This is a genomic window from Colwellia polaris (genome assembly GCF_002104515.1).
Classification (GTDB): domain Bacteria; phylum Pseudomonadota; class Gammaproteobacteria; order Enterobacterales; family Alteromonadaceae; genus Cognaticolwellia; species Cognaticolwellia polaris.
Window position 1 is genome coordinate 161,886 of sequence record NZ_NBOE01000004.1, and the last position, 23,221, is coordinate 185,106.

The window sequence follows — 23,221 nt, forward strand, 5'->3', positions numbered from 1 at the left end:
CTCGGTGTTAGATTATGCTGGTGCCCCCTACTGTGTCGATATTATTCTAACGTCAAAAAGGGACGTTTATCTTTAATACCAATGCGTTATTTACACATGAAAATGCTTGGCAGGTTTTAACTAAGCACTATCCTTTTAGAGTTGTACTTGAAGTTAACTGTAATTTATTGAGAGGTTCGAGTTATATAAACATTTGTTGTGTCTATATAACTCAATAAAGTCTTAAATTAATTAAGATCTTTTTTTAAAAAACTGTATCACCTGTGTATTCAGTAGCCTGAAATATTCAACCAAATATTGTCATTTTCAGTAATTATAAGAAAAAGTTTTTGTTCAATATTTCAGAAAAAGTACATATTTAAACAAAAAATCGTGATCTTTTTATTTGATAGTGACTATCGAATAAATGTAAGTTTTTAACCGGGAGCATCTTGTTCAAGAGATAAATATAATATAGTCTTATTGTACAAATAAGATGTAATAGATTGTTTTGGAATACATTTTAATTCAAGGATGGCAATTGATACAATCATTAACAGTGTTTTTGTTAATTTCTTATTAAAATACTCTCCCCACTATTATATTTATTAGACTTTTCTTTTATTTGAGTTCAGTAGTTGAATAGACTGCTAGTAGGTTTTTTGAATGGATACGGATTTCAATAAGTTAAAAAAATACTTCGAAGGGATTGCTACAGGGATAAAAATCTCACCTCCTGCTTTTGACATTTCCCCTTATGCACGTTTAATCAAAGCAATCGAATATGATCCTGATCTAGAAGTACTGACGGTACAAGATCTATTAATTTTGATTAGGCATGCACTGCTATATTCTTTAGAAAAGGGGATAGACAATCCTAGTTTGACTATTCCTAATATAAAGGGGTGGCCAACCTATAGAGAACTTAAGCAGCATAGTTTAGTTATTGTTCGTAGTTATTCATTTGGACTTTTAATAAAAGCTGATAAATGGTTACCTACTTGGTTGAATGATAAAGACATATTTAAAAGGGCATTCAAAGAAGATAACTTTAGAGAGTTTAGTGATATTCCAATTGACCCTGTGCTTCAAAAAATAACAGGCTTTTCAACTTTTAGCTCTGAGGGACAAAAAACAGTTATTCGCAGAGTTATGAATATGAATTCAGGAGACACTTATTTAATTAACTTACCAACGGGTTCAGGAAAAAGTTTAGCTTTTTTTACTCCTGCTTTGCTGAATCCGATAGGTAGTCTTGTGGTTGTAGTAATTCCCACCATAGCTCTAGCGCTAGACCAAGAAAGGCAATTTCGGAGAAGTCTTCATAGATTAGAACCGCACAATAACTGGAATAGTAAACATTTTGCATGGCATTCAGGATTAATTGATGTAGATAAAGCAGCAATAAGGCAGTCAATAAATGCAGGAACGCAAAAAATATTATTTTGTTCACCGGAAAGTATTGTTGGAGCATTGCGTGGACAGCTTTTCGAATTAGCAAAAGATGGGCTTTTAAGCCACTTTGTCGTTGACGAAGTTCATTTACTATCCGGGTGGGGGGATGAGTTTAGGCCTGCATTCCAATCATTAACTTCTGTATGGAAGGGCTTGTTGTCTAACTCTCCAAAAAACTCACTGCCTAAAACATTATTATTGTCAGCAACAATAACATCAAATACATGCGATACAATTCAAAGCCTTTTTTCTCATCCTTCTAGCAAATTTGCCATGCTCTCTTCTGTATTTTTAAGGAAAGAGCCTGATTATTGGTTCCATAAATGTGAAAGTGAAAAACTTAGACTTGAGAGGGTTGTTGAATGTTTAATGCACTCGCCTAGGCCCGCCATAGTTTATGTAACAAAAGTTGCCGATGCAGAAATCTTATTAGATATCATCAAAAAATCAGGAATATCTCGTGCACAAAAGTTCACTGGTGCAACAAAAACGGACGAACGTGAATATATCATAAGTAAATGGAACAAAGATGAATTAGATGTAATTGTTGCTACTTCCGCATTTGGAGTGGGTATGGATAAGGAGAATGTTAGGACTATTATTCATGCTTGTATTCCAGAATCGATAGACCGATTTTATCAAGAAGTTGGTAGAGGTGGTCGTGATGGAAAAGGCTGTACATCTCTTGTTTTATTCTGTGAAGACGATTGGAGAGTTGCACAATCTTTAAATAGAACGACTTTAATCTCTATCGAAAAAGGCCATAAAAGGTGGAGTAAAATGTGGCACTCATCTCAACCGATTAAAAATATTGCCAACTACAAAAGTAATTTTTATAACGTCGATCTCAGAGTGGTCCCTTCTCATTTAGAAGGAGGGAGTGATTTATGTGAAGCGTGGAATATGAGGACCCTTTTATTAATGGCAAGGTCAGGTTTAATAAATCTACAGGCACCGAGTCCTCCAGATAAAGCGGATGAAAATGATATAGATAGCTTAGATATAGAAAATGTTAAAGCATATTATAGCCGCGTAGTTGTTGAAGTTTTGGAAGGTCATTTAGATAAAAATATTTGGCACGATAAGCTTGATAGTTACTCCAATAGATCTTTAGAAACTCAAAAGGGTGAATTAAAGCGCCTTCGAAATATCCTAGAGTCTACATCAGAGGTTGGTAAAGAATTAGCTTTTACCTATGGATTTAAAGCTCAAAACGGGTTATCTGGCTTTACAGTAGATAGTACTTGTGGTGGATGTCCTATATGCAGATTAAAAGAAAATGAGAATAAATTTATTCATTCAAAAGCGCCAAGAACTATAGCTTCTAACTCTATCGTTTTACCCAATTTAGAAAATAACCTTCGTAGCTCAATGGGTATATCACATTTTCATAATATTTGGGCTGTCCCGTTTGAAATTAAGGATAAACCTGATGAGTTGTTAGTGTTGCTAATATTAGCTTTAAAGCGCCGAAAGTTAATTAACAGAGTTGTTGTTCCAGACCATTGGATTTCCTTTCTTCAAAGCGAGGAAAAATTTGAATTTAGGTACTGCGGTTACCTATCGATAACTAGATTTACAGATTGGGAAAAAGAACATTGGGATTACCCTAGTGGAGAGGCAATACTTCTGATTCCATCAGATGAAGCTGATTTGCAGAAAGATGTACTTTCAAAGTTTCCCAAATTACTTTGGATGCTTTTATCCTCAAAAACAAAGCATTTAACTCACCCTGAGAGATTGTTTTTTGATGATTTCGAATTTCAGATAAGCATGAATGCATTACAAGCGAGATTAAATTAATGTCTATTTTAAATATAACAGCTGATGGGATACCTAATATTTATGAGATGGTTTTTCTGTATTTAGCTAAGCATGGCCCTATTTCAGAAGAAAAGCTAATGTCAAAATGCGCTCCTTCTACAATTTGTGATTCTAAGATGTTTAATAATGTTTTGAATCGCTGGTCGCAATTCGGAGTATTTATAAAAGATGAACAGGAATTGTGGAGTGTTGTTGAATCTGAAACATTATGTCCTAAAAAAAGGGCATTAAATGCAATATTTGATAATTCGAAGTGCCTTGATGTTTGGTCTTCTGAATATGCATGTGACTTTATTCGGGCATTGATTTGGATACTAGCGCAAGATGTCACTAAACTAAAATTCGATCTGGAAAGTATGCAGAATTTAGAAAGTGAACAATTTTCAATGGTAAAAGAAGGTAGTCCAATATACATGCTCCGAAATGATACACGCCTGAACGGATTTAAATTTTGGGCATCATTTTTAAATATATTGATTAAGTCAGGTGGAGATCAAGTTGATCCTACAGATTTAATTAGAATGTACTTGAAAGAGATTTTTAGTGGCTCTAAAGAATTAAGTGTTGACGCATTTTATGAGCGCTTGATAAACATTTTACCAATTTTTCCAAATGCCTACCTTTATGAACAAGTAACGTCGAAATTAAATGATGGACGTTGGCCTGCACCAAGAAAATCTCAAAATGAATTGCCTACATCATTATCTAGAGCAATATTGAGGTTGGAAATTGAAGGAGATATTGTAACAAATGACTTTAAAGGCGATGGCAATAAAATGAAATTAATGTACGCGAGTGACTTAGCTGGAAAAACTATTTCTCATATCAAGTTAGGGGCTAAATGATGCTTACTAATTTATTACCTTATTGGCCTGACTCCTCTCAAGTTAATGAGTGTATTCGAGGAATGGCGGAGAGTGATAACGACATTGTTTTATTGGCAGCGCATAAACAAATGTCAATATTAAGAAGCTCGCTTGGTAGAGATACAACAAAACCAAAAAAGTTGAAAGAAACAGATCTTTTAAAGGCATTTCTAGCTGAAACTCAAGATGGATTTTTACTTTTACCTATTACAGGTGAGTCTGGGCTAGGAAAGTCTCATATGATTCGCTGGTTAGAATCACATCTTCGATTTCTCCCTGCATGTGATGAAAAATATCATATTGTTAGAATTCCGAAAGGCGTGAGTATGCGTGAAGTGCTGAGTAGGATCTTAAAGGATATAGATGGGGTAGAATTTGTAAAATTAAGATCTGAAATTGATAATTTAATGGAAGAGCAAGATGAAGATACTGTTAAACAAATGCTTCGTGCGCATATTTTAACGCAGCTTATTCATTTTAATAAAAATCTAAAAGATAAAAGAAGCAGGTTGCACCACCTTTCAAATAAAGAACAACTTCAGCTTCAACTCTCATCAGCAGATCTTTTGCAAGCATATTTATCTGATAATGAACTCTCGGACATTTTTATGAATGATTCTGGATGTATCTCACAGCTAGCAATAAGTCATATGAGAGGGTCAAAATTAGATGAAATAAAAACGCAATTCTCAATCGAGGATTTGAAAATTGATGACATCGAACGTATTAAGTCATCTTCAAAGAGGACACAATTAGCCTTTGATGAGTTTAATAATAATAATAGATGGGCCGAAGCGGTAGAGTTGCTAAATTTAGTTATTGATAAGGCACTTAATCCATTAACTAATGTTGGTAATAAGTCAGCAGTAGATTTATTTATAGATATCAGAAAAGCACTTCTTAACTCAGGAAAGGAGTTAGTTTTACTTATTGAAGATTTCGCTGCGATGGCGGGCATTCAAGAGGTTATATTAGATGTAGCTATTAGGGAATCTGACCGTGGAGGTGAGGAAGCTGAGTTGTGTGTAATGCGGACAGCAGTTGCCATGACAAGTAATTATTTAACTAACAGGGATACAATAAATACGCGAGCACAATATGAGTATATTGTTGATTTTGCTTCAATTAATAAAGACTCTTCAGCATCAGATGCTTTTACAGAATTAAAAGATCAAGTGGTCGACTTTTGTGGCAGGTACATGAATGCCGCAAGGTATGGAATGGAGCAATTATCATGCAGAAAAGATGAAATTGTTAAAGGTCAATTAGTACCTTTTAATGCACCATCCTTATCAACTGAATGTGAAGATATTTTAAATACCTTCGGTAAGACAAGAGATGGATATCACTTATTTCCTTTGAATGAAGCTTCAATTGAAGAGCTTATTAAATATTACTTATTCGATGGTAAGTCATACAAATTTAATCCAAGAACTGTGATAAATAAAATATTGAGAGATATTCTTAAAGAGCAAAGAGATAGCTTTTTTGAAGGTACATTTCCTACATCAGCATTACCAGAGTCACGCTTTCCAGTAGAGATGGATAAAGAAATCTACAATATTTCTAAAGATGATCATAAAAGACTAAGTTTATTACTTTGGTTTTGGGGGGGAGCACCTCATGACCTATCTGATGTAAATATTTGTAAAGGAGTTTTTGACCATTTAAAGTTACCTTTTGTAGGAGCGGGATATTCTCCCGAGAAACACCAAGATTCTGTAAGCTATCCTCCTACCCATCCAGAGGAACCTAATCCAACATCCGAGCCTAATCCAGTGCCTGTGGATAAAAACGTAGAGGCATACTTATTATGGAAAAAAAAGTTAGATGAATGGTTAAAGCCCCGCGGTATTCTAGTTACAGCCCAAGATGCTAATACTATTCGTAAGTGGATATTAGATAGCTTAAAGGAGCAAATAGACTTTTCTCGTACCTCAACAGTATCACTCAGAGCACTAAAAAGTCAGTCAACTAATTTTATTATACTGCCAAATGCCAGAGGAAATACTGAAAAAGAATCAGAAAAAATCATCAATATTTTATCAATTGATGAGTTAAATGATGAAAACCCTGAAAAAAGACATAAATTTTATGATTTTATAATTGCAAAGGTGAGGTTTGAGTTATTAGGTGCTAAGTCATGGAGCTATGATAAAGGCCATATTGACTACCTTAATTTCACCTCGTTTGTATTTCAGTTAAAAATACCTTTTATAAATAGCTACCAAGCTTGGTTAAGCGATCAAATTGAAAATGTAGTTAAAGTGTTATTTAAAAATTCTCTGATATTAGGTCAAGTAAAGAATAAAAATACTGGTGCATTAATAGATGGGATGATGAATAGTAATAAAATAATAGTATTGGAAGAGCCAAATGAAACACAAAATTGGCAAACCATTAAGCACTCTAGCCTAAGAAACAGAAGCGAATTACAAAAAGTAGTCATGAAAATATTTGGTCGATATCAAGGCGAATCAGGTGATATTTGTTATGGCTTGGATACAGATTCGATTATTACTTATCTTGACAGCGATTTTAAAAAAACATTGGAAATGTCAGATATAACTATTTTTGACCATTTAACTCAAAATACACAGACTTTATATTTAAAAAAATATCAGATAGAAATAAGAGTTAAGCGGGAATTTAATATGGCTCTTAAGCAGAAAGTCACACAATTGAAAGGCATTCTAAATGAGTACGAAAAATTAGTTGGTACTCATACTAAACAAGAATTAATTGAGTTAATAAATGGGGTTATAAATAGATTTATCGAAAGTGGTTTGAAGGTGCAAGGACGTTCAAATGAACAAATTTCTAAAGAGGTGACAACCCTAAATAAACTTTCTATTGGAGAATGTTTAACAAATTTCCAGCCCTTAACAGCAGATGAAGATGTTTCTAAATCAGACTTAATAAGAGCAGTGTCTTTAATAAATGCAGATATATTAAACGCGGCTATTTCTTCACTTAATATAATATATAATTATTTCATGAGAGTTAGTGAAAGGATGTCTGAGGCAGACTCAGCACAAGATTCTGTTGATAATGTTGAGGAAAATATAAACAAGACAAGAGATGAATTGATTAACCATACAAACCTTATAATAAGAAACTCTGAAAAGTTTAAGGTGAAATTTTGATGAATTTAGCCAATTTAGCAACAGATTTAACTAGCAGAATTGAAAAGTACAATATTAATCAAAAGCTAGAACAGAGAGCAGAAGACCTTCAACCTATACAGTTAAGGTGGGATAGCTATAACGAGACTATAAGCATTGATTTACTAAAGCTCACGGTTCTATGTGACAGAGAAATAGCTTTTATTCCACAAACACTTCTTAATAAAGCACATTCAGTGTCGAAATTATTAGAAGAATCTAAATTAGTGGAATTAATTGATTTATCTAATGGTAGCAGTTTAAAAAAAATAAATAATGAGCTCCAACAATTGAGTAATAGTTTATCAGATGAGTTACAGAATTATTGGGGTGAGTTCAAAGAACAAATAATACCTATTTTACCCGATAATATACAAAGAGGCTTGGGGGATAATGACTCCCTTTTACATAGGTTTAAAAGAGCAGAATCAGATCTACATAAAGTTAGTCAAAACTTACCAAATGAAGCTGAAAAATTGATAAATGTTATAAATCAAATGCAAGAGATGTCTAGTAATATGATAACAATAGTTGGAAAGCTCCAAACTGATTGTCCAGACTACATGAATGCTTTTTTTAATACGGTTGCGAATGGCTTCAAGTTAAACCAACTTACACCAGAAATGTTGAAATGGTTAATACAGAATGGTGATGCAGAAAGTTTTGAAATCAAGAAAAAACGATATAGCGGGTATTAAATTTATGCTCAATGATAATGTTTTTTTAGAGAAAGTATTAGATTCACTTGAATCTTTAGAGTATCAACTACTTAGTTGGGGGGTTATAAATAGTTATTTTTCAGAGATAGAAATTTTAAACTTGATAGAGCAGCAATTGGACAAATTAGACCCTGAAGGTGATTTGCTAACCTTTAACTCTTCAGAGTCAGTTTTGCAAAAGTTATGTAATAAAAATTTAGTTTTTAAGCTACCTGATCAGAGTGAGTCGAAATATAGAACAAGGATGGCCGAGTCCGTTAGATTATACAAAGAACTTAGGCAAATGTTTCCAAAACATAAAGAAGGTAATGAATGGACTTCAGCTTCTACTTTGGTTTCTGATTTAAGGTTTTTGAGAAAAAAGAGGAGTTATCCTTTCAGGGATCAAAAGGCTGAATTTGTTCTTGAAAACTTATCCGATAAAATGGAAATTTCTGATAATGAGCGTTTAATTTTCTCTGAATTATTGAAATATGCAGGTGGTCTCTACAACCTGTCAGCTTTTCAACTTCGGTCTTGTATCAACATACTATCAGAAGCCAAAACACCTAAATCTTCGACTGCCACTATAGTTTGTGCAGGCACTGGTAGTGGGAAAACCTTAGCATTTTATCTACCAGTATTAACAAGTCTAGCTGAAAATATTTGTAATAATTATTCTGGGTTTGTACAGGCAGTTGCAATTTATCCCCGTAACGAGTTACTTAAAGATCAATTTATTGAGACTTGGTTGCAAGCGCGTAAGATCGACAGTTTCTTAAATCAGCAAAATAAACGAAAAATATTGATTGGGGCTTTTTTTGGGCCAAGTCCCAATGACCATAAAGAAAGTACATTGATTAAAAAGGAATCATGGAAGCGAAAAGGTGATGGTTTTATATGTAGTTATATAAGATGCCCAAAGAGTCATGGCAATGTTAGCTGTAAAGGGAACATGGTATGGAAAGATGAAGATAGATTAGGAAATATTGAAAGATTGGTGTGCGATTTTTGCGCCCAATCAATTGAGCATGATGAAGTAATCCTTACAAGACAGAGAATGCTAAAAGAGAAGCCTGATATCTTATTTTCAACTACAGAAATGTTGAACATGAATATGGGAACAACTGAAGTTGGAAAGTTATTTGGTATTGGACGATATCAAAAATCACCTTTATTTTTTCTTTTAGATGAAGTTCATACATACAATGGTATCAGTGGCGCTCATGTTGCGTTATTAATCAGAAGATGGCGTTATTTATCAGGATCAAAATGTCATTTTGTTGGGTTGTCTGCAACCTTAAAACAACCAGCAAAGTTTATGGCTTCTTTAACAGGTATTGATGAGTACAAAGTTCAAGAAATAGCCCCCTTTGATAGTGAAATGGAAGAAGATAGTGCAGAATATATGCTCGCATTAAGGGGAGACCCTGCATCTCAAACCAGTTTGCTTTCTACTACTATTCAAACATCGATGTTGACTAAAAGAATACTAGATAATTCGCTCTTACCTAAAAGTGGAGGGATATATGGCACTAAAAGCTTTGTTTTTACTGATGATGTAGATGTACTACAGAGGCTGTATTATCAACTCTTAGATGCAGAAGGAAGGTATTCTAACGGTAACTTTAATCCTAGGAAAGAACCACTTGCATCGATAAGGTATCCGGGTGGTTCACTACAACGAATCACTGGCGGTCAAAGTTGGGATATGTCGTTAAAAATAGGTCATTCACTCGACTCTAATGACCGTTCTGATATTAAGCGAACAGCAGCAATGGATTCAGGCGTTGATCAATCAGCAGATATTATTGTGGCTACGGCATCTTTAGAGGTTGGTTATAATGACCCTAATGTAGGAGCAGTTGTGCAACACAAAGCGCCTCGAGATAACGCACAGTTTTTACAAAGAAAAGGTCGAGCAGGTCGAAGTAGAAAAATGCGCCCATGGACCGTAGTTGTATTATCTGATTACGGAAGGGATAGAATGGCTTTTCAAAGTTATGAAACTCTATTTCTACCTGAATTGAAGGCACGCACCCTCCCTCTAACAAATGGATATGTTCAAAAAATTCAAGCTGCATTTTCCACTATGGATTGGTTATCTCAACAACCAGAAATTTTAAAAGTGAATATGCCTAAATGGAGTAAAAACAGCCTTTGGGAAGATTTAACAACTCCATTAGGCACTAATAACGCATGCTTATCTAAAAGGCAGAGTGGTTTACTAGCGAAAATTGAAAGTATTCTATCCTCACCAGATGAAACTAAACAGTTGAAAATACATCTAGAAAATTCTCTAATGATAAGTGAAGTGCAAGTAATGTCACTATTATGGGATTCTCCACGAGCGATAATGACAACATTTTTGCCTACGATTAAAAGGCGACTAAAAAGCCTCTGGTGTAGGAATGGGCAAATAAAAAAGGATAATATAAAAAAATATCATCCAATGCCAGATTTTGTTCCATCAGCCTTATTTAATGACCTCAGTCTGCCTGAGTTGGAAGTGTGTTTACCAGAGGAGCATTTTGACAATAAAATGATGCCAACACTTCAAGGAATGCGGGATTTTGCACCCGGTAGGATTAGTAAACGGTTTGCTTCTGAAAGTATTAAACAGAGACACTGGATTGTTCCGGATAGCTTTACTCCAGATGGGGGGTGTTTCAAATTCCCTATTACCGAATATTGTGAAGAAAATAACCTAGAGTTTTTAACCAAATGTAAAATTGTTAAACATGATGGCCAAATTCAAGAAATATCATGTTATCGACCACACTCTGTATTAGTGAAATCTCCTCTTGAAGAGTGGAATATTAGTGAAACTAGTAATGCTTATTTAAACTGGGATACAAATTTAATTACTCCTGATGTAGGGAATGTCGTTGATATTTATCAACATAAACCTTGGGATACTATTTTTGATAAAACTAAACCTATCGAGTTCTTTACACATCAAAATCATTGTCCATTAGAGATGATCAGATTTTCGACAGGTTCTAAAGGAGAGTTGAAGTATTCCTCTTCTAAAGAGTCAACAAAAATAGAATTTGAGTTTGAGTTAGAAAATAAAGTGACAGCACTTGGCTTTTCTTTATGGGTAGATGGAGTATCATTCCGTTTTAATAAGCCATCCCTGAATATAAAATTTGAAAATGAAAATATCGAACTACTTGCCGGATTAAGAACATCTAGATTTATTGATGAAGTTAAAAACGATACTCAATTAATTGAGAATCCATTTCTTGCAGGATGGATTGCTGAATCTTTTATAGGGTGCTTGATCTGTGAGGCGGTACTGTCGCAATGTACAATAGAAGAAGCCATTTTAGCTGTCAGTAAAAAGAACACAAGGATACCTTTAGTTGATGTACCGCATTTAATATTTCAAACTCTTAGCTTTGAGGAGTCAGAAAGTAGCGATCAAGACTTACAGCTAAAGTTAAAAGAATTGCTTTTGAATGAAAGTGTTGTTTTAGGGTTACTTGAGTGGGCTAAAATCCTGTGGAGTAAGCCCGATGATGATTGGAATGATTGGTTAAATATCACTTATAGCACTACGTTAGGTGCTGCGCTTCAACAAACTATATACCAGATATGCCCTGAGGCAGGAGAAGATTCATTAATTGTTGACTTAGATGTTGGCCCAACACAACAAGCAAAGGTGCCAGAAGACACTCTTGAAATATGGGTATCAGAAACTGATATTGGAGGAGGAGGTATATTAGAGAAGTTTCAACGTGCATACTCTGAAAATCCAAGACGATTTTATGAGTTATTGGAGTCTAACTTACGGCCTTGTGATTATGAGGTAATGGATTTTAATTTATCTACATTATTGAGTGATATAAATGAAACCCCAACCTTTGCTCACCTTTTTCATTCTATAAGAAGTTCAGAGTCCCATGAACAATACTTCAACAACTATAAAGAATTGATCGAACAATGCAATTCGAAGGGACTAATGACAAATCATTCACTCTTGTCAGCTATTAATACAAGAATTTTAAAAGCAGGTAGCAATGAAAATAGTGATAAGTTACTGCATTTGTTGATATCTGAATGGAAGCAGCAAGAATTAAGGTTAGGTATTGAGTTACCACAGCGTGTTTTTACATTTATTAAGAGCTTGAGTAATGACTTAGACAAACTCATCGGTGTGTCAATTGATACTCAGCGTTCAGAGCAACAATGGCGTTTCAATTTATTTAACAGTCTAATGTGGCCTAGAGGCTATGAAGTTAGAGACAGGTCTTTGACCTTTTATAATCCGTTTTCATATGCTAAATCTACAGAAAAGCTATTATTAAAAACATTTTTGCAAGCAGGTGCTCAAAGGGTAGAGCACGGTTCTAACTTGTGGTTTGAAGACGTTCATGCAGCTCTGAGAGTAGATGGTCGATGTGATTTGATTATCGACAAGGGCATAGAGATGAAAACCGCGATATCAAAATTAATAGCAGAACCTGTAGATACACAAGGATTACATTTTTACCCAAGAATCAAAGGTGTAATTAAAGAGCAGAAAAAGTTAATTATTATGCTGGAAATAGCTGAGGCTATACAATGAGTCAAAGAAGAATATTCAAATCAAAAATGTATAGAAAGCAAGAAATTAAAGATGTTTTGAAATCTATTTTTGTATCTGAAGTTATCCAACCAAGCCCTATTCTTTGGATAGTATCTCCTTGGATTTCGGATATAGAAATTATTGATAATACATCTGGTAACTTTGATTTTATTGAACCAGCATGGGGTCATCGTAATATTTATTTATCAGAAGTTATTATTAAATTTTTACAAAACGGTGGAAAAATAAATATAGTTACTAGTAATGATGAGCATAATAACTCCTTTATAAAAAAGGTAATGAAACTATCTGATTCTGAAGGCGAGCAACAAAATATCCGAATTAAAAAAGTAGAAAAACTCCATACAAAAGGTATTTTAAGTAATTGCTTCTATTTACATGGTTCGATGAACATAACCTTTAATGGAATAGATATAAATGATGAGCAAATTAACCTTGAGACATCTAAAGAAAGTATTGCAGACGCATCTTTAGCTTTCAAAAGTTTTTATAAGGGAATGTTATGAACCTACCCAAAAAACATGATTTTTTAGAGATATTTTTTGGTGTTGGTAATCAATTGAAATGGATTGATATTGTTACTAAAAGGCTTCCTAAATCGTCAACTGATAAATTTATTCCTTGGGTTAATAGTTATTTAAATGGCTCTAAACTCATTGTTATTCCTAGAGTATATGAGAGTGGAGATACTTTTTGGTATGCTATGGCTTCTGACTCAAAAAAATTCGTGGAACTTAGAGAGTTATTAAATGCAGCAGTAGGTTGTTCATACTCTGATTTTAACGGAATACCATACAATCTAGACTTATCCGACCCCATTGAAAATGCAATAGAGTGTTACTTTGGTAATTCAGTGTTTCGTTTTACAACCAATTCCTTATCATCAAGTTCAACTGACAAAGCCGACATTATAGATGCTTTATTACTAATGAATCAGCAGTCTTTAATTAAGCCTCAAAGTACGAGTCATTTACAAAGAGACCGAGGGTTGATTTTAGGTGATATAACAAGCGCACTATATTTAAAAGACTCTGTGAAAGCCCTGAGTTATCTTGGAGAGTTAAGGTCTTCAGGTGGCGTAGGTTATCAAAATGAGTTATTTATTGAAATTCGCGCTTTCGATTGCTCAAATCAATGGGATAAAATATTTAAGCATAATGATTTCTCACAACTTGTTGATTTACCTCGACCAGCGTTGGTAACGGAAGCTTTATTAAAGGCTATTTATAATCATCTTTTTTTGTCCTACGAACTTAATAATGATTTTGAAGGGCAAATAGAATCATTCAAATCATATATTAAAAAGGGAAATCAAGGCTTATTTCGAGTATTAAAAAGCATTAAATCCGCATCATCTCTCAAAATGTGGTTGCTTTGGTTCTTACTCGAAGATCAAGGTGATTTGAAAAAATCTGAAAAATTGATTCAATCGGTAAGAGGTTTAAATGATACTGATCATGTCTGGATTCATAGGTTATTAGAAAGGATTAGTCCTAAGAATGTAACAGAAATTCCATTAAACATAATTCAGAATCAGGAGTTTTTAGAAGAAAGGAGTCTTGTGGTCAGGGCTGAAAATGATCCTTTGCAGTTCTTAAGTAATTTGACTAATGAAAATGTAAGTAAAGAGGTTGCTTCATTGTCATTAAAATGTGCTTGGTTAGTTGGGACTCTAGACGCAGCAGTTTTATGTGTTGATTTTCTGAACAAACTTGATGAATTTGACTTATCACATATGCTCAAAAACGCTGTGTTTTCGAAGTATTATTCAGAGATAACAAACCTGATTCCTAAAGATGGTATTAATATCTTAAATTGGAATGATTGGATTAAAAAAATCATTGAAGATATAAATTGGTCCTCATGTATCAATGTTGCCGAGGAGGGTTCGACGACTTGGTCAGCAGCATCATTTGATTTAACCTTATTTCGTAACCAAGTTTCTGAAATAATTAATTTAAAGTCAGAGTTAGCATCAAAGAACTTTAGGACTGTTGTACCGTATATATTAAATTGGGTTGATGAAAGTGAAGGTATTATTAGTTATAAGGAGTTATGGTCTTCCATTATAGAGTTTTTAGCTCTTGATGATTTAAACTCCAAAGAGGATATTTTTCTTGCACAAGAAATTTTACCTAGGTTTTTAAACTGCTCTATTACTTCTATTGAATATAGCGAAGTACTGGAGTGTTTAAATATTTTATTAGAATCTACCGGGGCTGAAAATATTGATCAGAGGATTGATATTTTAGAGTTGTTAGTAGTTAATAATTGTTATAACCAAGAGAGTAGAAACGCATTATTCAATAAAACATTTAACATATTATGTATAAACCCTACTCGATATCAAATTCATGAGTGGAGCTTATTTTTACTAATAGCTGAAGAAGGGCATCTAAAGTTTGATTTGCCTAGTGTTATTACAGAAAATACACTGTCAGAACGTGATACATATCATTACACAGTTGACTTAAATACTTATAAGATAGGTATATACACGTTAACTGAATCTGTCGGTCTAAGGGTTAAGAAGCAACTCCTGAAATTATTCCCTAAAGTAAATGTGCAACTAAATTCAGATAAGACATCTACTACATCATTAGTCGCTTTAGCAAGAAATGCAGATTTATTTATATTTTCTTGGAGAAGTGCTTCCCATTCTGCTTATGATGCTATTAAAGCAGCACGCGGAACTCGCCCTTTAATTCAACCTGAAGGAAAAGGTAGTTCAAGTATGCTTAAGGCAATATTGGACTTTGATTGATACCTATTGGGTAGAGTGCTAAGTAATAGGGTCCTTGAGATTATTCTTCTCAAAAGCTTCTAATCTTTCACCACATGAACCACATGTTCCACAGGCTTTTTCTTGTCCTTTGTAACATGTCCATGTTTTTGAATAATCTAGATCCATTTGAATGCCATCCTTGAGAATTCCTATTTTATCAGTTTCTAAATAGGGAGCATGTACATGAACAGGTTCAAAGTTTGCAACTTTAGAAGCTTGATCCATTACCTTTACAAACTCAGGTCGACAATCTGGGTAAATCATATGATCCCCAGAGTGAGCACCATACCAGACACCCTCCGCTTCAATATCTACAGCGTAGCCAATCGCTAATGATATTAAAATCATGTTACGGTTGGGTACAACAGTAGATTTCATATTTTCCGCCTCATAATGGCCGTCAGGAACGTCTATATCATCTGAAACAAGTGACGAACTTGTAAAAAGACTTGATATAGTTTTTATATCTAAAATTTTATGTGGAATACTAAGCTCATTACATACTTCTTTTGCGCATATTAGCTCTTTATTGTGCTTCTGGCCGTAGTCAAAAGATAAGGCATATACATCAAAGCCTTCTTTTATTGCTTTGTTTAAAACAGTAAAAGAGTCCATACCACCTGAATATATGACAACAATTTTTTTCATGTGTTTAGCCCCAAACTTCTACTCTATATTTACGCATTAGGTAATTAGTCAGCTTTTGAATGTCTCTAGCGATATTTTGTAGTTCATTCCACTTCACTTTATCTTCTGAGCCGAAATCCCAAAAGCCATTTGTCCAATGGCAAAATGGTTTCATAGCTTCTAAATCTGCTTTAAATTGCTCATAAGTAACAATTTTATCCCGATCACTTGTATGATATCTATCAAAAATTGCATCCATCAAGTGGCCAAGTGCTGTCATGCCAGCCCCATGCATTAACCGAGAGTCTTTAGGCTTTTTTCCCCAAGCTTCTGGAAATACGTCTCTTACAGCACCCCAGTAATTTGATAAAACCTCTACCATTTTTTTATCATCACCTTTACCCGTAGAAGGATCTCTATAGTTATACAAGGCTCCCTCTGAGAGACTAGCTTCAATTAGCTTTAAGATCGAGTTATCTTTTACAACTCCAGCAGGGTTCGTTGCAGTTTGAATTATTTGATAAAAAGGAGAAGACTTTTGATGGTTTAAATCATCAAGTAACTTGGCAGGGAACCTTCTTTTTTGTAGCCCCGAAGAAAGTTTAGTCTCTGTATAGGGTAATAACTCATAAATTAATCCTTTTGGTAAAGGCTTAGTTGAGTTAACCAATATAAATTGTTCTCGCTGTTCTTGGGCATCATCTGTTATGAAAGCACTTACCGGCATTTGGAATGTATCAATGTCTGCTGCTCTTAAAGCAGCAGCTCTTTGCTGACCATCTACAATTAGTCCGGGCTTTTCATCTTCATTTTCGACTAAAGGGATCTTTAATGTTCCAAATTTAGTACTATCTTTAGATGTTAAAAAATTAGTATTATCTTTAGATGTTAAAAACTTAACATCTGTACTAAAAGCGATCACTAAAGCATTTGGGATCATCGGATTTTCTGACTCTAAATAGCGTTGAATATCTCCAATGTGATTTGACACTTCGGGTCTTTGATATCCAACTAATTCATCTTCATGACGCTTTACCCGAGAAATAGAAGCGATCGACTGTATTTGTTTGCCGTTAATAGCAAAGCTAAAAAGTGCTCTTCCGGGGCCTTGTTCTATTTTAATTGCGGGTACTTCTATATATTTCATTTTGAGTCCTACTGAATTTTCTTTAATTCTTCTTGGAGTTTTTCATAAGCAATGTAGAGGTTATGAAATCCTCTTCTTCGATTTCTAGCTGCTGCTCTTTTTAATACAACATGAATCCCTATATCTTGACAAATATCACATGGACACTTTTTCCAAGGCTTATCTGTTAAAACTTTATCCATCAATTCGATTCTGGAAGCTTTGGGGTTGTAGATTTTTTCATATTTGACTAAAGAGTTTAAAACTATGTCTTTTGATGTCGTTCCTTTATCAAATGCTATTACGGCATCTAGACATTCTCTTTCAAGGTCAAATGCCTGATTTTGATTAATAGCTCCAGTTTGTACTAATTTTCGCATATTATTATTGGCATCAACCTGAGGCAAACCTATTGATGTATAGTCTTCACCATGTGTGTGGTAGTTAAATTTGTCATCTTTTAAGCCTTTCATAAGAGGAGATGTACTATCAAATGATGTGACGCCAAAATTTGAAAATTCAGTTATATGGTTTAACCTGTTTATGCCTAAAAGGTGAAACTGAGTATCGTTGTTCCTAATTTCATTCACGTGTTTAAGAACTGATAATATTTCAGGGCTTTTTAAGGGGATCATGCCTCCTAATGCGATAGTGCGATATCCCATTTTTTGTAACGCTTTTACTGATTCTGCATAAGACTCTGGACTCCACCCATGTGCAACACCATATGGAGTGAAATGAAGTCCTTTATTGGATTTTAAGAATTCCTCTGCTAGTGTAAGAGTAATATCTTGCCTTCTTTTGCATTCAATTAATTGCTCACCCGTTATTTTTCTTTTTGGTGTTTCAAAATCAAATATAATATGATCCAGTGATATGCCATGGGTAAAACCAGAATTTGAATAAAACTCATTAACTTCATCTATTGTATATAGTGGTTCATACTCTTTAGCGTAGCTAAAAGCACCACAGTCACCCATAGTTTGATAGAACTTAGGCAACCTAAAAAATTTGTATATTCCTTCACGGAAAAAACGTTGTCTTTGGGCGACAGAATACCTGCCTTTCACACCATTTAAGCCATCAACTACTGCTTTAGAGACGAGAATACCATCGTAAACTGGTTTACTAAAAAGCTCATGTGCGTATTTGTCATCTCGTTGAATAACACGATGTTCGTTGTGTGTCTCTTTCTCAAAGTCGAAAGTAGGATCTACAAAGTCGTGGCTATCAGGGAAATAAAATTTTACTTTTGACAAACTAAATACTACCTATAAATTTTTGATCAAACTTTGCTTCAATAAATTCTTTATATAACTTACCAAATCGCTTTTGTTCACACGCCATCCCCTTACTTCTTAAAGCTCTCAATAGCTTAGAAGCGGATGACTTATTGATCCCCGAACTTTCTAATTCTTCTGTAATGAAATGAAAAACGTCTTCATCCGTCATTTTTTTTCTATTGAACTTCTCAGCGGGGGGGGAATTTTTGAGTAATTCATTGTACAAATTTTCCACCTGAGGGGCTACTGCTCTTTCAAGGGTTAATCTTTTCATAATGTAGTTAGCTAATCTGATATTTAGGGATATTCTACTTCCCCCTAAGTGCTTACAGAAATTGTCTTTTGCTTGAAAATAGAAATTTTTTAATGATGGATTTAAGTTTTGTTTACTAGAAAATATAAATGTATTTTCTTTATGTACAATTCCACTAGAGACCAGTTTTTGTAATTCAGGCTCTAAAACCTTTAAATAATTAGGAGGAACAACTATGAAAAATAAATCAGAAGTATGCTTTTTATAAAGACCTTCTATTGGACCATATTCCTGACAACCATTTGTTTCCTTTATATTGATCTCATTCCACCAACTAATATTTTTTTCTGCTAGGTTCTCACCAGAAAAAAATTTTGAAACAGAATTTTCATTGTTACCGTTAAAGGTTGCATTGTAAGAGGAGATTTCCTTCTTAGCAGATATTAAGCCATATCCAGCAGACACAACCCAGACAGGGAAAGCTAAATTATATATCTCATTCACTTTAGACCAATGATCACCAACATAAACATCTATAGCAGCAACTAAGTCTTTTTGGCTTTGTAATTTATAAAACCAGCTTTTAGTGGGCGAACAAGACTCTTCATTGATGTCTTTAATTTTAACATCATGTTTTAATTTATTGGATTTACTGCTGGTGCAATTAGTAATCAAATGGATTTTCAAAAGTTAATTGCCTTTATAAACTACGCCACATGTACAAGTTTCCATCAATTCAATTGCAGAGAGTTCTGATAATGATGGTTTTAACTCTTCCCAAATCCATTTTGAGATTACTTCGGCAGTCGGGTTTTCTAGCCCTTTGATATCGTTAAGGTAGTTATGATCTAACTGGTCATAAATGGGTTTAAAAATTGACTTTACGTCAGAAAAATCTATAAACCAGCCTGTATCTTTATTTACAATTCCCTCTAAATGAATTCTAACCTTATAAGAGTGACCATGGAGTCTCCCACACTTATGTCCAGCAGGAACGTTGGGTAATTTATGTGCTGCTTCAAACATGAAGTCTTTGTAAATAGCTGTCTTCATAGAACTTTCGATATTTTCTCACTGTTAATATAGACAGCATTGTACACTAGATTTTTGGCGTCAGCCACTACTATCGATTGTTTAATCTTTGGAGGTTGATATAGTTAACAGGTCACAAAATCGATTGGTGAAAATATGGAATTTGAACATAAAAAAGTACTCGCTAAAATTATCTTAACTTTGCAAAGTGATCATCATGGTTGTAAAGAAGAAGCTATCAATATTGCAAAAGAAGCGCTTGGAATCGAAATTGAGCATAACTCAATACGTGAAATGATAAATATAGTAACTGAAGAGCAAGTTGGAAATTTTCTAGATTTGATATAAAGGATTTGTAAAACATGGAAGTACTTGAAATTGATATACCGTTTGAATATCGCTTTAAATGTTGGTTTTGTGGGGAGGACTCACATACTTATATAGAAGTGAATCATTCTGAAATCAATGGAGGACTCAGTCTGATTTCTATACCAACTTGTGATGAATGCCAATCATACGGGTGTCACCTATCGGTTATTACTTTAGATGAACTTAGGCCACTTATTAAAGATAAAATTATTATTCGAAGTAGTAAAGAATTATCAATAGGAGCAAATTGGACAGAAAAAGAATTGACGGAATCTGATTTTACTGGCAATGCCTTTGAAGGGTTTAAGAGAAGTGGTTGGGAAATGTTTCTTATTGCTAAAGAAAGAGTTAATTTCAAAGCATGGGATTTATGTATTGACGGTATACCGATTTCTGAAGTTGTAAATGAAGAAATCTTTGAATTCGATGGGCTTACATTTTCCAACTTTAATAGTATGTTAGATTATTTAAGCAAAACATTTTTTTTAGATAAACCTTTTTTAAAACGAGTGCTGACTTTATATGGTAATGATAGAACAATTGAAGCTGTCAAATTTTGTAGATTAGTACCGCATGAAACTGAAACAGAACGTGAAATAGCATTTGAAGACCTTGTCGAGTCTTTCCGAGAAAAGGATGCCCTCGCCTTAAACAATAAGATACTTGATAAATTAGTACTATACGTAGATATTGATTCTATAGTGCCTGTTCAACTTAAAAATAATACTATACCTGCTCTATCTATCCAATGGGCAATGCAAAACGGCGTTATTAATTTTGAAACACTGGATAGATTAGAAGATAATTTTTTTGATACATTTTCATCCGAAGGCGATGAAAAAGCTTTTCAGTTATTTAATGCTTTAGAAATATATTTAGATAAACGCTTATCTTCTCTATCATGGCGAAAAAATCAAGATCCCAACTTTGCTCTTTGGGAGTATGTTGAATCTCAATGTAAATTAATTAGAACTAGAGGTAATAAGTGAGTATAGAAAAAAACTATCGAGCGATCCTTGAAGAAATTGGCGAGGATGTTAATAGAGGTGGTCTCATAGATACACCTAAGCGTGCAGCAAAGGCTATGGAGTTTTTAACTCAAGGGTATAACCAAAATATTGATGATGTCGTAAACGGCGCTTTGTTTGATTCTGATGCCGACGAAATGGTTGTGGTAAAAAATATAGAATTATATTCAATGTGTGAACATCACATGCTCCCTTTCATTGGGAAGTGTCATATTGCCTATATTCCAAGTGGTAAAGTTTTAGGATTATCAAAATTTGCTCGAATTGTTGATATGTATGCGAGACGACTGCAAATTCAAGAGAATTTGGCTAGAGAGATTGCTCAAACTATACAAGATATAACAGGATCTATTGGTGTTGGTGTAATAATTGAGGCACAACATCTATGCATGATGATGCGTGGAGTGGAAAAGCAGAACTCCTCTATGACAACATCAGTAATGCTGGGTCAAATGAGAGAGAATGCTTCTGCGAGACAAGAAATGTTATCACTGGTCAAATCCTGAACATTTCTAATATTTGTGAAATGAATTAGTAATCTCATATGACTATGTATTCAAAAGATAATTATTATATTTACGATGAACGTGGAAAGATTCAACTCGACAAAGTTGAGTCTCTTTTAAGAAAATCTTATTGGGCTAATGAAAGGGATATAGACACCATTAAGTTATCAATCAATAACAGTGTTTGCTTTTCTCTTTTTTACAAAGAGATGCAAATTGGCTTTGGCAGAGTCGTTACAGACTTTGCAACAGTCGCATATTTGTCTGATGTAATTATTGATGTTAAATATCGTAGGAAAGGCCTTGGAAAGTGGTTAGTTGGTGTAATGCTAAACGAACCAAGATGGGCAAATATTCTTCAAATTCTTGTTACAGATGATGCACATTCTTTTTATGAAAAATTTGGTTTTACTAGCAATAAACAACTAATGAGTACCAAAGTTACTAATATTTAGATGAATTATTAAGCTAATCTTAGTTAGAACTGGTTAAGTTAACTCTCTACACTTTTTCGCTCAATAAACATATTTAAAAACCATAATGTTTATATATCAGGTGCTTAATAAACATCTGACGAATTATTCTTGAAAACCTTAGCCGATAAATACATAATTAAATATGTAAGCTTTAGACCCCAGTAAAAAAACATCACACCTCTATATTCTCTACAGAAAACTTAAATTAAAAGCGGTAAGCTTTTGAATTTTAATAGGTTCATGCTATTGGAAACTTTCTAATGGTACTGAAAACACCACTTTCATTAAAAATCAGCCCATTCGCTTATGTATTAAACAATAAAATCTTGCGTTTACTCTAGGCCTGTATACAATAACAGTAATACTGTTTAAAAATACAGGCTTAACCATCAGTCGCTTAAGGAATGAAAATGCGCCCTTTAACACCTAGACAACAGCAGATATTTGATCTGATCAGAGAGAAAATCGCCGATACAGGTATGCCGCCAACACGTGCTGAAATTGCGACTAATTTTGGTTTTAAGTCAGCCAATGCCGCAGAAGAGCATTTGAAGGCACTGGCGAAAAAGGGCTATATAGAGATGTTGCCTGGTACATCGCGTGGTATTCGCCTTGCAGAAGAGTTTATGGAAGAAGATGGTTTACCGCTTGTTGGGCGTGTGGCTGCCGGCGAACCTATATTGGCGCAAGAGCATGTAGAGCAACATTATAAAATTGATGGTAGTTTATTTCATCCTGCTGCAGACTATTTATTGCGTGTTAATGGCGAAAGCATGAAAGACATTGGGATATTAGACGGTGATTTATTAGCCGTGCACCAAACAACTGATGTGCAAAGTGGCCAAGTTATTGTAGCCAGGGTTGAAGACGATGTAACCGTTAAGCGCTTTAAACGTGAAGGCAACGTGGTTTATTTGCATGCTGAAAATGAAGACTTTGAACCTATTAAAGTGGACTTACGTTCGCAGCAGTTCAATATTGAAGGGTTGGCAGTCGGTGTAATTAGAGCTGCCGATTGGATGTAATTGTTATAAAACGTTAAGTTTTTCGATAATTTTAAATCCTGCAACTTTAAATCTTACAATATAATACAGATTAAACTCGTTTGTTTTGTTGAAATCATTCGGTTTAATCTGTTTTTTTTATCTATTTTTCC

Annotated in this window: 17 protein-coding genes; 12 read left to right on the top strand and 5 right to left on the bottom strand. The window is 34.2% G+C overall.

From position 1 onward, the window contains the following. Positions 1-645 precede the first annotated feature (645 nt). Genes dpdF through dpdD form a run of 7 tightly spaced genes read left to right on the top strand, consistent with a single transcriptional unit; the run spans position 646 to position 15,344 of the window. Positions 646-3,237: a protein DpdF gene (gene dpdF, locus B6A32_RS09110; protein ID WP_085303166.1), complete on the top strand. Its 2,592-nt coding sequence runs from the start codon at positions 646-648 to the stop codon at positions 3,235-3,237. Continuing rightward, positions 3,237-4,103 carry a protein DpdG gene (gene dpdG, locus B6A32_RS09115; protein ID WP_085303167.1) on the top strand — a complete coding sequence of 289 codons (867 nt, stop codon included), beginning with the start codon at positions 3,237-3,239 and terminating at the stop codon, positions 4,101-4,103. The genes dpdF and dpdG overlap by 1 nt, the downstream gene beginning before the upstream one ends. Next, entirely contained in the window at positions 4,100-7,270 is a 3,171-nt protein-coding gene (dpdH, locus tag B6A32_RS09120; RefSeq protein ID WP_085303169.1) for a protein DpdH, read from the top strand. The genes dpdG and dpdH overlap by 4 nt, the downstream gene beginning before the upstream one ends. Continuing rightward, positions 7,270-7,986 (top strand): hypothetical protein, encoded by a 717-nt coding sequence (locus tag B6A32_RS09125; protein ID WP_085303172.1) that lies wholly within the window; start codon positions 7,270-7,272, stop codon positions 7,984-7,986. Before dpdH ends, B6A32_RS09125 begins: the two co-directional genes overlap by 1 nt. Continuing rightward, positions 7,934-12,559: a protein DpdJ gene (gene dpdJ, locus B6A32_RS09130; protein WP_233131364.1), complete on the top strand. Its 4,626-nt coding sequence runs from the start codon at positions 7,934-7,936 to the stop codon at positions 12,557-12,559. Before B6A32_RS09125 ends, dpdJ begins: the two co-directional genes overlap by 53 nt. Then, the gene (gene dpdK, locus B6A32_RS09135) at positions 12,556-13,086 is read left to right on the top strand and encodes a phospholipase D-like domain-containing protein DpdK (RefSeq protein WP_085303174.1); all 531 of its coding nucleotides are present in this window, start codon (positions 12,556-12,558) and stop codon (positions 13,084-13,086) included. Before dpdJ ends, dpdK begins: the two co-directional genes overlap by 4 nt. Then, on the top strand, positions 13,083-15,344 hold the full coding sequence (gene dpdD / locus B6A32_RS09140) for a protein DpdD (RefSeq protein WP_085303176.1): 2,262 nt from the start codon (positions 13,083-13,085) through the stop codon (positions 15,342-15,344). The genes dpdK and dpdD overlap by 4 nt, the downstream gene beginning before the upstream one ends. Positions 15,345-15,362: 18 nt before the next feature. On the opposite strand, the gene queC is transcribed toward dpdD, so the two are convergent. The 5 genes from queC to queD are packed head-to-tail and all read right to left on the bottom strand — an operon-like array spanning position 15,363 to position 19,707. Then, positions 15,363-16,013 (bottom strand): 7-cyano-7-deazaguanine synthase QueC, encoded by a 651-nt coding sequence (queC, locus tag B6A32_RS09145; protein WP_085303178.1) that lies wholly within the window; start codon positions 16,011-16,013, stop codon positions 15,363-15,365. A 4-nt stretch (positions 16,014-16,017) separates the two neighbouring features. Continuing rightward, positions 16,018-17,139, bottom strand: coding sequence for a DGQHR domain-containing protein DpdB (dbpB, locus tag B6A32_RS09150; RefSeq protein WP_085303181.1), 1,122 nt, complete (start codon positions 17,137-17,139; stop codon positions 16,018-16,020). An 8-nt stretch (positions 17,140-17,147) separates the two neighbouring features. Further along, entirely contained in the window at positions 17,148-18,377 is a 1,230-nt protein-coding gene (dpdA, locus tag B6A32_RS09155; protein ID WP_085303183.1) for a tRNA-guanine transglycosylase DpdA, read from the bottom strand. 1 nt (position 18,378) lies between these two features. Then, complete coding sequence (locus tag B6A32_RS09160; RefSeq protein WP_085303185.1) at positions 18,379-19,341, bottom strand: hypothetical protein; 963 nt, start codon at positions 19,339-19,341, stop codon at positions 18,379-18,381. Between the two features lie 3 nt (positions 19,342-19,344). Then, complete coding sequence (gene queD / locus B6A32_RS09165) at positions 19,345-19,707, bottom strand: 6-carboxytetrahydropterin synthase QueD (protein WP_085303187.1); 363 nt, start codon at positions 19,705-19,707, stop codon at positions 19,345-19,347. 135 nt (positions 19,708-19,842) lie between these two features. Between queD and B6A32_RS09170 the strand changes: the two genes are divergently transcribed. The 5 genes from B6A32_RS09170 to lexA all read left to right on the top strand — a co-directional run bounded on the left by B6A32_RS09170 (position 19,843) and on the right by lexA (position 23,090). Next, positions 19,843-20,034 (top strand): hypothetical protein, encoded by a 192-nt coding sequence (locus B6A32_RS09170; RefSeq protein ID WP_085303189.1) that lies wholly within the window; start codon positions 19,843-19,845, stop codon positions 20,032-20,034. Positions 20,035-20,048: 14 nt separating this feature from the next. Then, positions 20,049-21,044: a hypothetical protein gene (locus tag B6A32_RS09175; protein WP_085303191.1), complete on the top strand. Its 996-nt coding sequence runs from the start codon at positions 20,049-20,051 to the stop codon at positions 21,042-21,044. Next, positions 21,041-21,589, top strand: coding sequence for a GTP cyclohydrolase I FolE (folE, locus tag B6A32_RS09180; RefSeq protein WP_085303194.1), 549 nt, complete (start codon positions 21,041-21,043; stop codon positions 21,587-21,589). Before B6A32_RS09175 ends, folE begins: the two co-directional genes overlap by 4 nt. A 38-nt stretch (positions 21,590-21,627) precedes the next feature. Continuing rightward, complete coding sequence (locus B6A32_RS09185; protein WP_233131365.1) at positions 21,628-22,044, top strand: GNAT family N-acetyltransferase; 417 nt, start codon at positions 21,628-21,630, stop codon at positions 22,042-22,044. Positions 22,045-22,475: 431 nt separating this feature from the next. Beyond that, positions 22,476-23,090, top strand: coding sequence for a transcriptional repressor LexA (lexA, locus tag B6A32_RS09190; RefSeq protein WP_085303197.1), 615 nt, complete (start codon positions 22,476-22,478; stop codon positions 23,088-23,090). Positions 23,091-23,221: the final 131 nt, after the last annotated feature.